Below are 17,215 nucleotides of genomic sequence, written 5' to 3' on the forward strand. Positions count from 1 at the left end.
CATGTTCTTCGACACCACCCAGGCCAAACGACGACAGGGACCCCGCGGCAGCTTCGACCTGCCGCTGGTGATCGCGCTCGTCGGCCTGGCCAGCATCGGGGTGGTGATGGTGGCGTCCAGCTCGATCGCGGTGGCGGAAAGCCAGCACATCGGTGCGTTCTACTTCCTCAAGCGCCACCTGTTGTTCCTCACGCTCGGCATCGTGCTGGCAGGCTTCGCCATGCGCACCGAGCTGAAGCTGCTGGAAAAGCATGCTTACCTGCTGTTCGCCGGCGCCGTCGCCCTGCTGATGCTGGTGTTCGTGCCGGGCATCGGCATGAAGCTCAACGGTGCGCACCGCTGGCTCAACTTCCGCTTCACCAGCTTCCAGCCGGTCGAGGCGGTCAAGCTGATCCTGGTCATCTATACGGCCAGCTACCTGGTGCGTCATCGCGAAAGCGTCGAAACCAGTTTCTGGGGCCTGTTCAAGCCGATCATGGTGGCGGGCGGCTTCGTGGTGCTGCTTCTGCTGCAGCCCGACTTCGGCTCGGCCACGCTGATGATCGCGGTCACCATCGGCATGATCTGGCTGGGTGGCGCCAAGCCGGTGTACCTCGGCGGCATGGGCCTGCCCGTGGTGGCGCTGCTGTGGTTCGTGGCGAAGTTCGAGCCCTATCGCATGCGTCGCCTCACCTCGTTCATCGATCCGTGGGCCGACCCGTTCAACGACGGCTTCCAGCTGACGCAGTCGCTGATGGCCATCGGCCGCGGCGAGTGGACCGGCGTGGGCCTGGGTTCGAGCGTACTCAAGCTTTCCTACCTCCCCGAAGCGCACACCGACTTCATCTTCGCGGTGATTTCGGAAGAACTGGGCCTGGCCGGCATCCTGCTCGTGATGAGCCTGTTCGCGCTTGCCGTGGGACGTGGCCTGGCCATGGGCATCAAGGGCATGGAGCTGGGCCAGCGTTTCCCGGGCTATGTCGCGTTTGGCATCTCGCTGATGCTGGGCCTGCAGACGATGGTGTCCATCGGCGTGAACCTCGGCGCGCTGCCCACCAAGGGGCTGACCCTGCCGCTGATCAGCTACGGCGGCTCGTCCATCGTGCTGACCTGTGCCATGGCCGGCGTGCTGCTACGCACGACCTACGAGATCAACCGTGCGATCGATGCGCGCCACATGGCGCAGCGTCTGCCGGCCAATGCCGTGCCCGATGCCAATGCCGCCGCGGCTGCCGTGCCCGCGCGCGAGGCGGTGACCGCATGAGCGCCCAGGCTCCCGTGCTGATCATGGCCGGCGGTACCGGCGGCCACATTTTCCCGGGCCTGGCGGTGGCCGAGGCCCTGCGTGCGCAAGGCGTGCCGGTGGTGTGGCTGGGCGCGGAAGGCGGCATGGAAACCCGGGTCGTGCCGGCGCACGGCATCGAACTGATCACCGTGCCGGTCGGCGGCCTGCGCGGCAAAGGCCTGAAGACGCGCCTGCTGGCGCCGCTGATGCTGGCGCGGGCGCTGTTCGCGTCGCTGGCTGCGCTGCGTCGGGTCAAGCCGCGCAGCGTGCTGTCGATGGGCGGCTATGTGGCTGGTCCCGGCGGCGTGGCTGCGCGCATGACGCGACGTCCCTTGCTGGTGCACGAACAGAATCGCGTGGCGGGCTTCACCAATCGCAAGCTGGCCGGCTACGCCCAACGCGTGCTGGCGGGCTTCAGCGATGCATTGCCGGGCGCCGAGTGGGTGGGCAATCCGGTGCGCGGAGCCATTGCCGCGCTGCCGCCGCCGGGCGAGCGCCTGGCGCAGCGCGATGGCCGACCGCGCCTGCTGGTGCTCGGCGGCAGCCTGGGTGCGCGCGCCTTGAATCTCGCCTTGCCGCAGGCGCTGGCCTTGCTGTCGCCGGCGCAGCGTCCCGACGTGCTGCACCAGTGCGGCAACCGTGGCCTCGACGAGGCGCGCGAGGCCTATGCGAAGGCCGGCGTCGAGGCGCAGGTCGTGCCCTTCATCGAAGACATGGCCGGGACGTATGCCTGGGCCGACCTGGCCGTATGCCGTGCCGGCGCGCTCACGCTGGCCGAGCTGACCGCAGCCGGTCTTGGCGCCGTGCTGGTGCCGTTCCCTCATGCGGTGGATGACCACCAGACCCGCAACGCCGAGGCGCTGGTCGCGGCGGGTGCGGCAGAGTTGATGCAGGAGAAAGATCTGGACGTACAGCAGTTGGCGCAGCGCCTGGAAGCGCTGCTGGAAAATCGTGGCCGCCTGATTGCGATGGCTGAAGCCGCGCGCACGCTGGCCAAGCCGGACGCGGCGGCGGTGATCGCCCGCGCCTGCATGGAGGTGGCCGCATGACGCCCCGTCGCCTGCTCGCCCACGAAGACCTGATGACCACCTTCCGCCGCGTGCATTTCATCGGCATCGGCGGTGTCGGCATGAGCGGTATCGCCGAGGTACTGCACAACCTCGGCTATGCCGTGTCCGGCTCGGATCGCTCCAATTCACCCACCGCCCAGCGCCTCGCGCAGCTGGGCATCGAAGTGCATGTCGGTCATGCCGCCGAGCACATCGGCGATGCCGACGTGGTGGTGACCTCCAGCGCGATCCGGGCCGACAACCCTGAGCTCGCCGCCGCCCGCGCCGCGCGCATTCCGGTGGTGCCGCGCGCCGAGATGCTGGGCGAGTTGATGCGCTTTCGCCGCGGCATCGCCATCGCCGGCACGCATGGCAAGACCACCACGACGAGCCTGGCCGCCAGCGTGCTGGCCGAGGCGAACTACGATCCGACCTTCGTCATCGGCGGGCAGCTCAACGCGGCCGGCGCCAATGCGCGCCTCGGTACCGGCCAGTACATCGTGGCCGAGGCGGACGAGTCCGACGGCTCGTTCCTGATGCTGTCGCCCGTGATTGCCGCGGTCACCAACATCGATGCGGATCACCTGGAGAACTACAACGGCGACTTCGCGCTGGTGAAGAAGGCCTTCAGCGACTTCCTGCACCGGCTTCCGTTCTACGGCATGGCGGTGCTGTGCGTGGACGATGCGGAAGTGGCCGAGCTGGCCAGGACCACCACGCGCCGCGTGATGACCTATGGCATCGATACACCGGATGCCGACGTGCGCGCGAGCAATCTCTCGCAGCACGGATTCGAAATGCATTTCGACCTGTGGCTGCCGGGCCGCAACGAGGCCCTGCACGTCAAGCTGAACCTGCCGGGCCGCCACAACGTGCTCAACGCACTGGCCGCCGCCGCCATCGGCTGGCAGCTGGGCGTGGAGGCGCAGGCCATCGCGCACGCGCTGCAGAACTTCCAGGGTGTCGGCCGTCGTTTCCACAGTCGCGGTGAGATCGCACTGGATAAAGGAACCGCGTTGCTGGTCGATGACTACGGCCATCACCCGCGCGAACTGGCGGCGGTGTTTGCCGCCGCGCGCGGCGGCTGGCCGGATCGTCGCCTGGTGGTCGGTTTCCAGCCGCATCGCTACAGCCGCACGCGTGACCTGCTCGACGACTTCGCCAATGTGCTGGCCGAGGCCGACGTGCTGGTGCTGACCGACGTCTATGCGGCCGGCGAAGCGCCGATCGCCGGCGCCGACGGTCGCGCGCTGGCGCGTGCGGTGCGTGCGCGCGGCAAGGTCGATCCGGTGCTGATCGAGCATCCGCGCGAACTGAAGGACACGCTGCCGGCGCTGCTGCGCGACGGCGACCTGTTGTTGCTGCTGGGCGCCGGCGATATCGGCGCGGCGGCCGTGGAGCTGGCGCAAGCCGGTCATTTGAGGACGAACAAGTGAGCAAGACGATTACCGATCCCGCACAGTTTGGCCGCGTCGCCGTAGTGATGGGCGGCAGCTCGGCCGAGCGCGAGGTGTCGCTCGATTCCGGCCGCAACGTGCTGGCGGCGCTGCAGACGCGCGGCGTGGATGCGCATGCCATCGACGGCATCCCGGCGCTGCTCGATGCGGTGCGGGCCGGCCACTTCGCCCGCGTGTTCAACATCCTGCACGGCGGTGGCGGCGAGAACGGCGAACTGCAGGGTGCGTTGCAGTCGCTGCGCGTTCCGTTCACCGGCTCCGGCGTGCTGGGCTCGGCGCTGTCGCTCGACAAGATCCGCGCCAAGCAGGTGTGGCAGGCGCTTGGCCTGCCGACGCCGCGCTTCAAGGCGCTGCCGCGCGGTGCGGACGTCCATGCGGCGGCGCGCGAGATCGGTTTCCCGCTGATCGTGAAGCCCGCCTGGGAAGGTTCCAGCGTCGGCATCACGCGCGTGTTCGACGAGAAGGATCTCGATGCGGCCGTGGCGCTGGCGCAGAAGTACCCGGGCGACATGTTGATGGAAACGCTGATCGAGGGTGGCGAGTACACCGTCGGCGTGCTCGGTCGCCAGGTGCTGGCGACGATCAACATCGTGCCCAAGGGCGAGTACTACGACTACAACGCCAAGTACATCGCCGAGGACACCCAGTACATCTGCCCGGGCCTGCATGGCGACGCCGAGCGCGAGATGCAGGCGCTGGCGCTGCAGGCGTTCGACGCGCTGGCCTGCTCCGGCTGGGGTCGCGTCGACGTCATGCGCGACCGCGAAGGCCGCAACTGGCTGCTGGAAGTGAACACCGCGCCCGGCATGACCTCGCATTCGCTGGTGCCCAAGGCCGCCGCGGTGGCGGGCATCGACTACCAGACGCTTTGCTGGCGCGTGCTCGAAACGAGCTTCCGGGAGGGCGTGTGAGGGGAACCATCCGCCTCGTTGCCTGGGTTCTGGCCATCGCGCTCGTGGCGCTGCCGGTCGTCGGCGTGCTGCGCGGATGGTTTGCGGCCAATCGTTGGCCGGTGACCCAGTTGACGGTGCAGGCCGAGTTCAAGCACGTGACCACGGATGAACTCCGTGCCGTCGTGATGCCGCGACTGGGCAAGGGTTTCTTTGCGCTCGACCTCGATGGCGTGCAGAAGGCGGTGGCGGCCTTGCCGTGGGTGGAGTCGGTCGAGGCGCGCAAGCGCTGGCCCGATACCCTGATCCTGCGCATCTACGAGCGCCAGCCATTCGCGCGCTGGAACGAGAAGCAGCTGATCAGCCGCCAGGGCCTGGTGTTTGACGTGCCCGATCCGGCGGCCAGCAGTGACCTGCCCGATTTGCGCGGCCCGGATGCTCGCCTCGCCGAGGTGGTCAGCTTCTATGCCGAGACGCAAAAGGCATTCGCCAACACGCACCTGAAGATCACCGGCGTCTCGCTCACCGAGCGTGGCAGCTGGAGCCTCACCACCCACAACGGCGCGCAGATCGTGCTGGGCGATCGCGACCAGGCCGGTCGCCGCCTGCGCCGTTTCCTTGATGTCTATCCGCAGCTGATGGCCGGCCACACCGAGGGCTTTGCCTATGCCGACCTTCGCTACACCAATGGATTTGCCGTTCGATGGCCGCCGCAGGCGAGCGCCGTGAACGCTGGAGGCACGCCCCGCACATGAAGACCAAGAACGATAAGCAGCTGGTGGTCGGCCTCGATATCGGCACCTCGAAAGTGGTGGCGATCGTCGGCGAGTACGAGCCGGGCGAGCCGATCGAAGTGATCGGCATCGGCACGCACGTCTCGCGCGGCATGAAACGCGGCTCGGTGGTCGATATCGAATCCACCGTGCACTCCATCCAGCGGGCGGTCGAGGAGGCCGAGCTGATGGCCGGCTGCGACATCCGCTCGGTGTACGCATCGATCTCCGGCAGCCACCTGGAAACCAAGAACTCGCACGGTACCGCGGCCATCCGCGACCGCGAGGTGACGCCGGGGGACCTCGACCAGGTGCTGGAGGCGGCCAGTGCCGTGGCCATCCCGGCCGACCGCAAGGTTCTCTACAAGGAGTCGCAGGAGTACCGCATCGACGGCCAGGACGGCATCCGTTCGCCCGTCGGCATGAGCGGCGTGCGCCTGGAGGCGAGCGTGCACCTGGTCACCGGTGCCGCGGCCGCCGTGCAGAACATCAGCAAGTGCATCCAGCGCTGCGGCCTGACCGTGGACGAACTGGTGCCCTCGGCCGTGGCCAGCGCCAAGTCGGTGCTGACCGACGACGAACGCGAACTGGGCGTGTGCCTGGTCGACATCGGCGCCGGCACCACCGACATCGCCATCTATACGCAGGGCGCCATCCGTTACACCAAGTCGCTGCCGGTCGGCGGCGACCAGGTCACCAACGACATCGCCTACGGCGTGCACACGCCGACCGCGCATGCCGAGGAGATCAAGATCAAGTACGCCTGCGCCCTGGCGCAGCTGGCGCACGCCGAGGAAACCATCCAGGTGCCGAGCGTGGGCGATCGCCCGCCGCGCCGCCTGGCCCGGCAGTCGCTGGCGCAGTCGGTGCAGGCCCGTTACGAGGAAATCTTCGAGATGGTGCAGGACGAGCTGCGCCGCTCCGGCTACGAAAGCCTGGTCGCCGCGGGCGTCGTGCTCACCGGTGGCGCTTCCCGCATGGAAGGCGCGCTGGAGCTGGCCGAGGAGATCTTCCACAAGATGGTGCGCATCGGCGTGCCGCAACACGTGAGCGGCCTCGGCGAGGTCGTCGCCAATCCGCTGCATTCCACCGGCGTTGGCCTGCTGCTGCACGGCGCGCGCAACGGCGGCATGCGGGCGAGCGGCCCGGCCGGCGGCAGCGTGGGCGGCCTGGTCGACAAGTTGCGCGGCTGGATTACCAGGAATTTCTGATTTGGGCCGGGCATGAGGCCCAGCCAAGGACGAATGGATGTTCGTCCGCCACCTCGGGGCGACAAGGTCGTCAGCGCCCGCGGTTACAACGACAACGATGCTCTACGGAGGACGGGAAATGTTTGAACTCATCGAAAAACTCGCACCGAATGCAGTAATCAAGGTCATCGGCGTGGGCGGCGGCGGCGGGAACGCCGTGGCGCACATGCTCAATGCAAACATTGAAGGCGTCGAGTTCGTCGTCGCCAACACCGACTCGCAGGCGATGAAGAGCTGCGGCTCGCGTACGCACCTGCAGCTCGGTGCCAATGTCACCAAGGGCCTGGGCGCGGGCGCCAATCCGGAAGTGGGCCGCCAGGCCGCGCTCGAGGATCGCGAGCGCATCGAGGAAATGCTCGACGGCGCGGACATGGTGTTCATCACCGCCGGCATGGGCGGCGGCACCGGTACCGGCGCAGCGCCGGTGGTGGCCCAGCTGGCCAAGGAGAAGGGCATCCTCACCGTGGCGGTGGTCACCAAGCCGTTCCCGTTCGAGGGTCGTCGCCGCATGCAGGTGGCGATGAAGGGCATCGAGGACCTCTCGCAGCACGTCGATTCGCTGATCACCGTGCCCAACGAGAAGCTGCTCTCCGTGCTTGGCCGTGAAGTGACGCTTCTTAATGCGTTCAAGGCCGCCAACGACGTGCTGCAGGGCGCCGTGCAGGGTATTGCCGATCTCATCACCGCACCGGGCCTGATCAACGTCGACTTCGCCGACGTACGCACCGTGATGTCCGAGATGGGCATGGCGATGATGGGCTCGGGCACCGCACGCGGCGACGATCGCGCCCAGGCTGCGGCCGAGGCGGCCATCAACAACCCGTTGCTGGAAGACGTCAACCTCAACGGCGCCTGCGGCATCCTGGTCAACGTGACGGCCGGCCCGAACCTGACCATGCGCGAATTTGACGAAATCGGGCGCATCATCCACGACTTCGCCAGCGAAGATGCCACGGTCGTGATGGGTACCTCGCTCGACCCGGAGATGCAGGACGACGTACGCGTCACCGTGGTGGCCACCGGCCTCAACCGCGCTGCAGCCCGCCAGCCGATGCGCCCGGTGGTGACCCAGCAGGTCGAGATGCGCCAGCGTCCGCGCCCGGTCGTGCTGCGCACGGGCACCGGCAACGAAGTGGTCGACTACGCCCAGCCGGAACAGACCGTCAGCAGCCGCGTCGATGGCAGCGCGCCGAACAAGGGCGCCGATCCGAGCTTCGACTACCTCGACATCCCGGCCTTCCTGCGCCGCCAGGCCGACTGAGAAAACTGACTGGACAGATAATTTGAAGAAAAATTGAACAAAACGCCGGTTTCACTTGTCAGTGACAAATCGCGACTTGGACCACGCAGGTGGTCCCGAGCCCGCGAGGCCTTTCCCGCCAGGGTGCGGGGGCTTGGCTGATGCTGCCCGGCGTGCGTTCTTGTCGTACGCAAGGCTTCAAAGACCGTGCTTCAGGGATGACGCATGACCGGCCCGGGAATGATTCCCAGGCGGGTCCAGCGTCCCGCGACCGGAATCCCGTCCCGGCGCGGGGCGCTGCGTCTGAATCAAGTCATTGAAGATATTAGGAAAATTTCTGTTCGCCCCATGAATGGAACTCGTTCATGAATGAAAGAAACATGAAAGGGTGAACAGAGTGTGTGGTGTGGATTGCCTTTTCACAGGTTAAGACTGTGTTAGCATCCCTCCCCTAATTTGGCTGCTGCCCCTTACAGGTACCAAAAAAATGATCAAGCAGCGTACGCTCAAGAACATCATTCGCGCCACCGGCGTCGGTCTGCATACCGGCGACAAGGTGTACATGACGCTTCGCCCCGCTGCCCCCAACACGGGCATCGTGTTTCGCCGTACCGATCTCAACCCGCCGGTCGACATCCCGGCGCGCCCGGACAACGTCGGCGACACCCGCCTGTCCACCACCTTGGTGAACGGTGACGTGCGCGTCTCCACGGTGGAGCATCTGCTCTCCGCCATGGCGGGCCTGGGCATCGACAACGCCTATGTCGATCTTTCCGCTCCCGAAGTGCCGATCATGGACGGCAGCGCCGGTCCGTTCGTGTTCCTGCTGCAGTCCGCCGGCATCGAGGAACAGAACGTCGCCAAGCGCTTCATCCGCATCAAGAAGCCGATCAAGGTGCAGGAAGGCGACAAGTGGGCCAGCTTCGAGCCGTTCGAGGGCTTCAAGGTGGGCTTCTCGATCGAGTTCAACCACCCGATCATCAGCAAGCGCACGTCCAAGGCGGAAATCGACTTCTCCACCACCTCGTTCGTGAAGGAAGTCAGCCGCGCCCGTACCTTCGGCTTCATGCGCGACATCGAGATGCTGCGCGAGCACAACCTGGCGCTGGGCGGCTCGATGGACAACGCCGTGGTGCTGGACGACTACCGCGTGCTCAACGAGGACGGCCTCCGTTACGAGGACGAGTTCGTCAAGCACAAGATCCTCGACGCGATCGGCGATCTCTACCTGCTGGGCCACAGCCTGGTGGGCGCGTACTACGCCCACAAGTCGGGCCACGAGCTCAACAACAAGCTGCTGCGCACCCTGATGGCCGATGCCACGGCCTGGGAAGAGGTGAGCTTTGCGGACGACCCGGCCACCTCGCCGATCTCCTACGCGCACCCGGCGCAAGCCATCTGATGCGCTAAGTCCGCGTCCAAGCTGAATAAACTGAACGGCCGCGTCCACAAGACGCGGCCGTTCGTTTTGTGATATACCTCGCCACTTCCATCGGCAGCTGTTCACGTTCTGATGACATTCCAGTCCGTCAGGTCCGTGGGGGCGTGGTATAAGTTCGGGAACGCCGGCTTCCGGGTCGGCGTCGGAGAAGTACGGCGATGGAACCGGGCGGAGCAGGGCGCACCACGTGCGACCCACCCGTTCAGCCGGTTTGGGAATCAGAAACTTCGGCGATGGACGCCAGCTCAAGGAACAGATCCCGTAATTCGGGGTCTGTGGTTGAGGTCGCGGCGGCTCTCAGGTGAGAGGCGGCGGCCTTCGAAAGCGGTTTGGACCGATCCGGCACGTTTTCTGTCGGTGGTTGGGGGGCCACTTTCACGGTGACTGAACTGGCGTACGTGCCCACGGCACGTGCGGTCGAGAGGATTTGCGCCTGGAGAAGGCGCAGCCTGGCGGCCAGAGCCGGTGACGGAGCCAGAAAAACGAGGCGGCCGTCTTGCAGGTTGGCGAAGCGAACCTGCTCGCGGAGTGGTGACGGTAACGTCTGGCGCAGTGCGCGATCCAATGCATCCAGCTCACGGGCTTTGCGGGCCAGTGAGGCAATAGGGCCGAACTCGATGACGGGCTTTAGTCCGGAACCGGTGCGGCGGGAAGGCGGTGGAGCGTCGCGCTGCATGGATGCCGACATCTTCGACGTGGAAAGACATGCAAATCATACTTGTGTCGCGCACCAAAAAGGTGCCTAAAACCCTGAATCTCGCGGACCGGCGGCTGCGTTTTCGCCTGTTCGCCCTGGCTGCGGCTGCCGTGCTCGGTTGCGCCGGCCTCGGTGGCGCGGTCGCGATGGTGGTGGCCAGTCCCCACGACCGGGCCCTGTCGGAAATCCACCGACTGCACCAGCAGGTGCAGCAGCAGGACAAGCAACTGGCCGGCGTGCGCAAGGACGCCCAGCGCGACATCGATGCGCTGGCGGTGAAGCTGGGCCAGTTGCAGGCCCAGTCGACGCGGCTCAACGCGCTCGGCGAACGCCTGACCCAGGTCGGCAAGCTCGACGACGGCGAGTTCAATTTCGACGAGCAACCCGCGGTGGGCGGTGTGGAAGACACCGCTGACAGCAGCTATGCGCTCCCGCAGACGCTCGATACCAGCATCAATGACCTGGCCAACCAGTTCGACAGCCAGCAGGCGCAGCTTTCCGCGCTGCAGAGCCTGCTGCTGGATGCCAGGATCGAGTCCAACCTGAAGCCGACCGGGATGCCGGTGGACGGCTACATCTCCTCCTATTTTGGTGGTCGCCCCGATCCGTTCAGCGGCCACAGCGCGTACCACACGGGCCTGGACATCTCCACGCCCAAGGGCACCCCGGTGCATGCGGTGGCCGAGGGCATGGTCACCTATGCCGGCGAACGCACCGGCTATGGCGAGGTCATCGAGATCGACCATGGCAACGGTTACATGACCCGTTATGCCCACAACAGCCGGTTGGACGTGCGGCCGGGCCAGCGCGTGCACGTGGGCGACGTGGTCTCCGAAGCCGGCTCCACCGGCCGCTCCACCGGCTCCCATGTGCATTTCGAGGTCTGGTACAAGGGCCGCGTGGTCAATCCGCTGGCGTTTGTGAAGAACCATCGCTGAGCGCCGGCGCGGGCGGCATCTCAGCGCCCTTGAAAGCCATCCGGGCTGCCGCCACTCCTGTTGGCGGACGGTGATGGGGGGAGTTCGCGGGCCGGCACCGTTGCCGGCCGACGGGCCGGCGGCAGCGGGCCCGGTCCGGCGTTTGGGATAGCCCGCCGACCCTAGTATCATCAATCCTTTCGCCTGCCCGGAGTTACCGGGTGGGCGGCTCATGAATCCCTGGATCCGGAAGATCGATGTTCAATCGCGCCCTGACGAGCCTTTTCGGTAGCCGCAACGAACGTGTGCTGCGCCAGCTCTCCAAGAATGTTTCGCGCATCAATGCGCTGGAACCCGAATTTGAAAAGCTGAGCGACGAGGCGCTGCGCGCCAAGACGGACGAGTTCAAGCAGCGTGTCGCCGCCGGCGAGTCGCTGGACAAGCTGCTGCCGGAAGCCTTCGCGGTGGTGCGCGAGGGCGCCAAGCGCGTGCTCGGCATGCGCCATTACGACGTGCAGCTGATCGGCGGCATGGTGCTGCATTCCGGCCGCATCGCGGAAATGCGCACGGGCGAGGGCAAGACCCTGGTCGCCACGCTGCCGGTGTATCTGAACGCGCTGGAAGGCAAGGGCGTCCACGTGGTCACCGTGAACGACTACCTGGCCCGCCGCGACTCCGGCCAGATGGGCAAGCTGTACGGCTTCCTGGGCCTGTCGACCGGCGTGGTCTGGCCGGGCATGGACCATGCCGACAAGCACGAGGCGTACGCCGCCGACATCACCTACGGCACCAACAACGAATTCGGCTTCGACTACCTGCGCGACAACATGGCGCTCAGCAAGGACCAGCGCTACCAGCGCGGCCTGCACTACGCCATCGTCGACGAGGTCGACTCCATCCTGATCGACGAGGCACGTACGCCGCTGATCATCTCCGGCCCGGCCGAGGATTCCCCGCAGCTGTACATCGCGGTGAACAAGATCGTCCCGAAGATGATCCGCCAGGAGAAGGAAGACACCACCGGCGATTACTTCGTCGACGAAAAGCAGAAGCAGGTGCACCTGTCCGAAGAGGGCATGTCGCATGCCGACGAGCTGCTGCGCGAAGCCGGCGTCATCGACCCCGAGAGCGGCCTGTACGACTCCAAGAACCTGGCCGTCGTGCACCACCTCAACGCGGCCCTGCGCGCCAACGCCATCTATCACCGCGACGTGGACTACATCGTGCGCGACGGCGAGGTGGTGATCGTCGATGAATTCACCGGCCGCACGCTGCCGGGGCGCCGCTGGTCGGACGGCCTGCACCAGGCGGTGGAAGCGAAGGAGGGCGTGCCGATCCAGCGCGAGAACCAGACGCTGGCCACGGTGACGTTCCAGAACCTGTTCCGCATGTACAAGAAGCTGTCCGGCATGACCGGTACGGCCGACACCGAAGCGTACGAGTTCCAGCAGATCTACGGCCTGGAAGTGGTGGTCATTCCCACCCACAAGCCGATGATCCGCCAGGACAACGCCGACATGGTCTTCCTCGGCCAGGAAGTGAAGTACAAGGCGGTGATCGAGGACATCAAGGATTGCCACAAGCGCGGGCAGCCCGTGCTGGTGGGCACCACCTCGATCGAAGTCTCCGAGCTGCTGTCCGAGCTGTTGCGCAAGGCCAAGATCCCGCACGAAGTGCTCAACGCCAAGCAGCATGAGCGCGAAGCGCACATCGTCGCGCAGGCTGGTGCGCCGGGCTCGGTCACCATCGCCACCAACATGGCGGGCCGCGGCACCGACATCGTGCTGGGCGGCAGCCTCGAGGCCGCGCACGCCGGGCTGCCGGAAGGTGCGACCGACGCCGACCGCGAACGCGTCAAGGCCGAATGGAAGAAGCGCCACGAACAAGTGCTCGCTGCCGGCGGCCTGCATATCGTTGGCACCGAGCGCCACGAATCGCGCCGCATCGACAACCAGCTGCGTGGCCGTTCGGGCCGCCAGGGCGATCCGGGTTCCTCGCGTTTCTACCTCTCGCTGCAGGACAACCTGCTGCGCATCTTTGCGGGTGACTGGGTCGGCCGCTGGATGCGCATGTTCGGCATGAAGGAAGACGACGCGCTGGAAGACCGTATGGTCAGCCGCCAGATCGAAAAGGCGCAGCGCAAGGTCGAGCAGCACAACTTCGACATCCGCAAGCACCTGCTCGAGTTCGACGACGTCGCCAACGACCAGCGCAAGGTGATCTATCGCCAGCGCGACGAATTGCTGGAAGTCGATGACGTCTCCGAGACCATCGCCGACATCCGCGACGACGTGACCACCGAACTGGTGCGTCGCCACGTGCCGGCCGACAGCGTCGACGAACAGTGGGACATCGCCGGCCTCGATCGCGAGCTGGAAAGCGAGTACGGCCTGTCGCTGGACCTCAGGCACTGGGTCGAGCAGCAGCACGAGATCGACGACAAGGCGATCCTGGAGCACGTGCGCGAAGGCGTCGAGCAGCTGTTCAAGGCCAAGGAGCAGCAGGTCGGCGTGGACACCATGCGCCAGCTCGAGAAGCACATCATGCTCAGCGTGGTCGACAACGCCTGGAAGGAACACCTGGCGAGCATGGACTACCTGCGCCAGGGCATCTACCTGCGCGGCTATGCGCAGAAGCAGCCGAAGCAGGAGTTCAAGCGCGAGTCGTTCGAACTGTTCTCCAGCATGCTCGACCGCATCAAGACCGAAGTCGTGCAGATGCTGGCGCGCGTGCGCGTGCGCAGCGAAGAAGAAGTCGCCGCGATGGAAGCCGAACAGCAGCGCCTGGCCGAGCGCCTGCAGCGCCAGATGCTGGCGCATGGCGGCGGTGCGCCCGTGGGCGCGCTCGGTGCCGACCCGGAAGCGGTGGCGGCCGGCAGCATGGCCGCGGCGGCGACGGCGACTGGCGTGCACGAAGGCGCGCGGATCGGTCGCAATGACCCGTGCCCCTGCGGCTCGGGCAAGAAGTACAAGCACTGTCACGGCCAGTTGAGCTGACGGCCAAAAGAAACCCCGCCATGGCGGGGTTTCTTTTTGGCCTATATCGCGACTGCCGGCGACGGGTGGGGTCGCTCAGTCCTCGGCGCCCGGCGGGCGCTTGCGGTACGGCTCGGCATCCACCGTGATGTAGCGCGGTTCCTCGGCATCCAGATGCAGCGCCGTGAGCTGGCCACCCCAGACGCAGCCGGTGTCGATCGCGTAGATGCCCATGCCGGAGAAGCGGCCCAGGGCCGACCAGTGTCCGCACACGATGCGGGCTTCGCGGCGGCGCATGCCGGGTACTTCGAACCACGGATACATGCCGGGCTTCTGCGTGCCGGGAATGCCCTTGCTCTCGAAGTCGATGCGTCCGTGGATGTCGCAGTAGCGCATGCGGGTCAGAGTGTTGATCGAGGCGCGCATGCGCTCGATGCCCTGCAGGCGGCTGTTCCAGGCAGCGGGGCGATTGCCGAACAGATTCTTCAACAGGCGCGGATGACGCGGGCTGCCCAGTTCGCGCTCGATCTCCTGCGCCGAGCGCTGGGCCTGGCGCAGCGTCCACGACGGGGCAAGCCCGGCGTGCACCATGGTCCAGTTGAGTTGTTCGTCGTGGTGCAGCAGCTTCTGCGAACGCAGCCATTCCATCAGTACGGGCGCGTCGTCGGCAAACAACACTTCACGCAATTCCGGATTGACCTTGGACTGCGCCTCCGGCCGCCGCTGCGCAATCGCCAGCAGGCTGAGGTCGTGGTTGCCCAGGGTCACCACCGACTGCTCGCGCAGGCTGTGGATCAGCCGCAGCGTTTCCAGTGACTGCCCGCCACGATTGACCAGGTCGCCGCAGAACCAGAGGCGGTCACTGGATGGGTCGAAGCGGATCTTGTCGAGGAGGCGCTGGAGTTCGGGATGGCAGCCCTGCACATCTCCGATTGCGTACGTAGCCATCAGTGCAGCGTACGGGGGATGGAGAGGGTGAAGGGCGGGATGGGCGCCTCGAAGCGCGTGCCGTCATCCGCCAGCATCTCGTAGCTGCCCTGCATGACGCCGACCGCGGTTTCCAGCACGGCGCCGGAGGTGTACTCGTAATCGTCGCCCGGGCGGATCCACGGCTGTTCGCCGACGACGCCTTCGCCGGTGACTTCTTCCACCTTGCCGTTGGCATCGGTGATGACCCAGTGGCGGGTCAGCAGGCGCGCGGGGACGGCGCCTGCGTTGTGCAGGGTGATCGTGTAGGCAAAGACGTAGCGATTGTCGCCGGGTCGAGACTGGTCGGGGACAAAGCGGGGCTCGACCTGCACGTCGATCGTGTAGGGAGATCGTTCGTTCATGCCGCGATTGTACGGGCAGACGCCGCGCAAGGGGGAGGCCTGAGGGCAGCGGGCTGCATCACAGCCCGCTGTCACGTAGGTGCGCTCTGGATCAGTTGCTGGGAACCCGGGCCAGGCGCACGTAGTCGTGAGGCGAGAGCGTTTCCGCCCGTGCCTTGGGATCGACGTCAGCGGCCATGATGGCGCTGCTGTCCATGACATGCTTGAGCGCATTTCCGAGCGTCTTGCGCCGCTGTGCGAAGGCCGCCTTCACGATGGTGTAGATGCGCTCGGGATCCGCGTCGGGCAACTGCGCGGGCGCCAGCGGCACCAGTCGCACCACGGCGGAGTCGACCTTCGGCGGCGGCCGGAAGGCGCCCGGCGGCACGGTGAACAAGGGCTCCACGCGACAGACCAGCTGCAGCATGACCGACAATCGCCCATACACCTTGCTGCCGGGTTCGGCCGCCATGCGGTCGACCACTTCCTTCTGCAGCATGAAGTGCATGTCCTGGATCGCAGCGGCATGCTCGACGCAATGGAACAGGATGGGGCTGGAAATGTAGTAGGGCAGGTTGCCCGCAATGCGCAGGCGCTCCACCCCATGACGATGCGCCAACGCGGTGAAGTCCACCTTCAGCACATCCGAATGGATGATGCTCAGCTCGCCCACGCTGGCGGCACGCGCTGCCAGGTCGGGGATGAGGTCGGTATCCAGCTCGATGGCGGTGAGCTTGCGGGCGGCGGCGAGCAGGGGCAGGGTCAGTGCGCCTTCACCGGGGCCGATCTCGACCACGAAGTCGTCTTCGCGGGGCGAGATGGCACTGACGATGCGCTCGATGTAGCGCTTCTCGTGCAGGAAGTGCTGGCCGAAACTTTTCTTGGGACGTGCGTTCATGGGAGTCCTTGCGAGGTTGATCCCTCGCCTCGCCCCGCTCCCCGGGGGCTGGAGGGTGAGCGGGTGGCGCGTCGGGCCACGAGATCCAGCGCCATCGTCGCGGCGGCGATCAGGCTGGACGGGTCGCCCCGTCCGGTGCCGGCAAGATCGAGCGCGGTGCCATGGTCCACCGACGTGCGGATGAAGGGCAGGCCGAGCGTGAGGTTGACGGTGCGATCGAATGCCTCGCTCTTCAGCACCGGCAACGCCTGGTCGTGGTACATCGCCAGCACGGCGTCGTAGCGTTCGCGCTGGGCGGGTACGAAGGCGGTATCGGCGGGCAGTGGGCCGAGCAGCTGCATGCCCTCGCGGCGCAGGCGGTCCAGCGCCGGGATCATGGTGTCGATTTCCTCGCGCCCGAGGTGGCCGCCTTCGCCGGCGTGCGGGTTGAGGCCAAGCACGCCGATGCGCGGCTCGGCCAGGCCGAAGGTGTCGCGCAACTCACGGTGCACGATGCGCAGCACGCGCTCCAGGCTCTCCTGGGTGATGGCGGCTGGCACCGACGCCAGCGGGAGATGCGTGGTGGCCAGCGCCACGCGCAGCTCGGGGCTGGCCAGCATCATCACCACGTCGGCGTGGGCGCGCCCGGCAAAAAATTCGGTGTGCCCGCTGAAGGGGATGCCCGCGTCGTTGATCGACGACTTCTGCAGCGGCGCCGTGACCACCGCCGCGTAGCGCCCCGCCGCGCAGCCATCCGCGGCCTCGGCCAGCGTCGCCAGCACATGCGCGGCATTGCGCGGATCAGGCTGGCCCGGCGTCTCGCGGGTGCCCAGCGCAACATGGCGAACGCACAGCTGGCCGGCGCGGCGTTGCCGGAGCGGCGCTCCGTCGTCCTCGATCAGCTCGATGGAGGCACCGCAGCGCGCGGCGGCCCGCAGCAGCAGGTCGCGATCGGTGATCGCAACGAAATTGGCCGCCAGCGAACTGGCGGCCAACCGGATCAGCAGCTCGGGGCCGATGCCCGCCGGCTCACCCGCAGTGACGGCCAGCCGGGGAAGGGCAAGGTTAGTCAACG

At 66.5% G+C, this 17,215-nt stretch carries 15 protein-coding genes; 10 read left to right on the forward strand and 5 right to left on the reverse strand.

Annotated elements, in window-relative coordinates:
- Window position 1 precedes the first annotated feature (1 nt).
- The 8 genes from ftsW to lpxC all read left to right on the forward strand — a co-directional run bounded on the left by ftsW (window position 2) and on the right by lpxC (window position 9,325).
- Window positions 2-1,243 (forward strand): putative lipid II flippase FtsW, encoded by a 1,242-nt coding sequence (gene ftsW, locus ACXU4B_RS12430; protein WP_205746595.1) that lies wholly within the window; start codon window positions 2-4, stop codon window positions 1,241-1,243.
- Window positions 1,240-2,313, forward strand: a complete 1,074-nt coding sequence (gene murG, locus ACXU4B_RS12435) for an undecaprenyldiphospho-muramoylpentapeptide beta-N-acetylglucosaminyltransferase (RefSeq protein WP_131412081.1) — start codon at window positions 1,240-1,242, stop codon at window positions 2,311-2,313. The genes ftsW and murG overlap by 4 nt, the downstream gene beginning before the upstream one ends.
- A complete protein-coding gene (gene murC, locus ACXU4B_RS12440) occupies window positions 2,310-3,749 on the forward strand; it encodes a UDP-N-acetylmuramate--L-alanine ligase (protein ID WP_131412079.1) in 1,440 nt (479 codons plus the stop codon). The genes murG and murC overlap by 4 nt, the downstream gene beginning before the upstream one ends.
- Complete coding sequence (locus tag ACXU4B_RS12445; protein ID WP_131412077.1) at window positions 3,746-4,681, forward strand: D-alanine--D-alanine ligase; 936 nt, start codon at window positions 3,746-3,748, stop codon at window positions 4,679-4,681. The genes murC and ACXU4B_RS12445 overlap by 4 nt, the downstream gene beginning before the upstream one ends.
- Window positions 4,678-5,415 carry a cell division protein FtsQ/DivIB gene (locus ACXU4B_RS12450; RefSeq protein WP_131412075.1) on the forward strand — a complete coding sequence of 246 codons (738 nt, stop codon included), beginning with the start codon at window positions 4,678-4,680 and terminating at the stop codon, window positions 5,413-5,415. Before ACXU4B_RS12445 ends, ACXU4B_RS12450 begins: the two co-directional genes overlap by 4 nt.
- Window positions 5,412-6,644, forward strand: a complete 1,233-nt coding sequence (gene ftsA, locus ACXU4B_RS12455; RefSeq protein ID WP_131412073.1) for a cell division protein FtsA — start codon at window positions 5,412-5,414, stop codon at window positions 6,642-6,644. The genes ACXU4B_RS12450 and ftsA overlap by 4 nt, the downstream gene beginning before the upstream one ends.
- Before the next feature lie 118 nt (window positions 6,645-6,762).
- Complete coding sequence (ftsZ, locus tag ACXU4B_RS12460) at window positions 6,763-7,944, forward strand: cell division protein FtsZ (RefSeq protein ID WP_131412071.1); 1,182 nt, start codon at window positions 6,763-6,765, stop codon at window positions 7,942-7,944.
- A gap of 466 nt (window positions 7,945-8,410) precedes the next feature.
- Complete coding sequence (gene lpxC, locus ACXU4B_RS12465; protein WP_131412069.1) at window positions 8,411-9,325, forward strand: UDP-3-O-acyl-N-acetylglucosamine deacetylase; 915 nt, start codon at window positions 8,411-8,413, stop codon at window positions 9,323-9,325.
- Between the two features lie 241 nt (window positions 9,326-9,566).
- Here the strand turns inward: lpxC and ACXU4B_RS12470 are convergent, their stop codons facing one another.
- On the reverse strand, window positions 9,567-10,040 hold the full coding sequence (locus tag ACXU4B_RS12470; RefSeq protein WP_131412067.1) for a DciA family protein: 474 nt from the start codon (window positions 10,038-10,040) through the stop codon (window positions 9,567-9,569).
- A 29-nt stretch (window positions 10,041-10,069) separates the two neighbouring features.
- Here ACXU4B_RS12470 and ACXU4B_RS12475 point away from each other — a divergent pair, with 29 nt between their 5' ends.
- Both ACXU4B_RS12475 and secA read left to right on the forward strand, forming a co-directional pair.
- Window positions 10,070-10,999, forward strand: a complete 930-nt coding sequence (locus ACXU4B_RS12475; RefSeq protein ID WP_131412065.1) for a M23 family metallopeptidase — start codon at window positions 10,070-10,072, stop codon at window positions 10,997-10,999.
- A gap of 236 nt (window positions 11,000-11,235) precedes the next feature.
- The gene (secA, locus tag ACXU4B_RS12480) at window positions 11,236-13,974 is read left to right on the forward strand and encodes a preprotein translocase subunit SecA (RefSeq protein WP_131412063.1); all 2,739 of its coding nucleotides are present in this window, start codon (window positions 11,236-11,238) and stop codon (window positions 13,972-13,974) included.
- A 75-nt stretch (window positions 13,975-14,049) separates the two neighbouring features.
- Here the strand turns inward: secA and ACXU4B_RS12485 are convergent, their stop codons facing one another.
- The 4 genes from ACXU4B_RS12485 to pdxA form a co-directional block, all read right to left on the reverse strand.
- Window positions 14,050-14,901, reverse strand: coding sequence for a symmetrical bis(5'-nucleosyl)-tetraphosphatase (locus tag ACXU4B_RS12485; RefSeq protein ID WP_131412061.1), 852 nt, complete (start codon window positions 14,899-14,901; stop codon window positions 14,050-14,052).
- Window positions 14,901-15,284: a Co2+/Mg2+ efflux protein ApaG gene (gene apaG / locus ACXU4B_RS12490; RefSeq protein ID WP_131412059.1), complete on the reverse strand. Its 384-nt coding sequence runs from the start codon at window positions 15,282-15,284 to the stop codon at window positions 14,901-14,903. The genes ACXU4B_RS12485 and apaG overlap by 1 nt, the downstream gene beginning before the upstream one ends.
- Window positions 15,285-15,375: 91 nt before the next feature.
- Complete coding sequence (gene rsmA, locus ACXU4B_RS12495) at window positions 15,376-16,161, reverse strand: 16S rRNA (adenine(1518)-N(6)/adenine(1519)-N(6))-dimethyltransferase RsmA (RefSeq protein ID WP_131412057.1); 786 nt, start codon at window positions 16,159-16,161, stop codon at window positions 15,376-15,378.
- The gene (gene pdxA / locus ACXU4B_RS12500) at window positions 16,158-17,213 is read right to left on the reverse strand and encodes a 4-hydroxythreonine-4-phosphate dehydrogenase PdxA (protein ID WP_131412055.1); all 1,056 of its coding nucleotides are present in this window, start codon (window positions 17,211-17,213) and stop codon (window positions 16,158-16,160) included. Before pdxA ends, rsmA begins: the two co-directional genes overlap by 4 nt.
- Between the last annotated feature and the right edge of the window lie 2 nt (window positions 17,214-17,215).

Source organism: Dyella soli (assembly GCF_054482295.1).

Excerpts from the sequence above, each read along its gene's own strand:
- murC (WP_131412079.1), top strand. The coding sequence starts at position 2,310 with ATGACGCCCCGTCGCCTGCTCGCCCACGAAGACCTGATGACCACCTTC.
- lpxC (WP_131412069.1), top strand. The coding sequence starts at position 8,411 with ATGATCAAGCAGCGTACGCTCAAGAACATCATTCGCGCCACCGGCGTC.
- ftsZ (WP_131412071.1), top strand. The coding sequence starts at position 6,763 with ATGTTTGAACTCATCGAAAAACTCGCACCGAATGCAGTAATCAAGGTC.
- murG (WP_131412081.1), top strand. The coding sequence starts at position 1,240 with ATGAGCGCCCAGGCTCCCGTGCTGATCATGGCCGGCGGTACCGGCGGC.
- rsmA (WP_131412057.1), bottom strand. The coding sequence starts at position 16,161 with ATGAACGCACGTCCCAAGAAAAGTTTCGGCCAGCACTTCCTGCACGAG.
- ACXU4B_RS12485 (WP_131412061.1), bottom strand. The coding sequence starts at position 14,901 with ATGGCTACGTACGCAATCGGAGATGTGCAGGGCTGCCATCCCGAACTC.
- ftsW (WP_205746595.1), top strand. The coding sequence starts at position 2 with ATGTTCTTCGACACCACCCAGGCCAAACGACGACAGGGACCCCGCGGC.
- ACXU4B_RS12475 (WP_131412065.1), top strand. The coding sequence starts at position 10,070 with ATGCAAATCATACTTGTGTCGCGCACCAAAAAGGTGCCTAAAACCCTG.
- secA (WP_131412063.1), top strand. The coding sequence starts at position 11,236 with ATGTTCAATCGCGCCCTGACGAGCCTTTTCGGTAGCCGCAACGAACGT.
- ACXU4B_RS12470 (WP_131412067.1), bottom strand. The coding sequence starts at position 10,040 with ATGCAGCGCGACGCTCCACCGCCTTCCCGCCGCACCGGTTCCGGACTA.
- ftsA (WP_131412073.1), top strand. The coding sequence starts at position 5,412 with ATGAAGACCAAGAACGATAAGCAGCTGGTGGTCGGCCTCGATATCGGC.
- apaG (WP_131412059.1), bottom strand. The coding sequence starts at position 15,284 with ATGAACGAACGATCTCCCTACACGATCGACGTGCAGGTCGAGCCCCGC.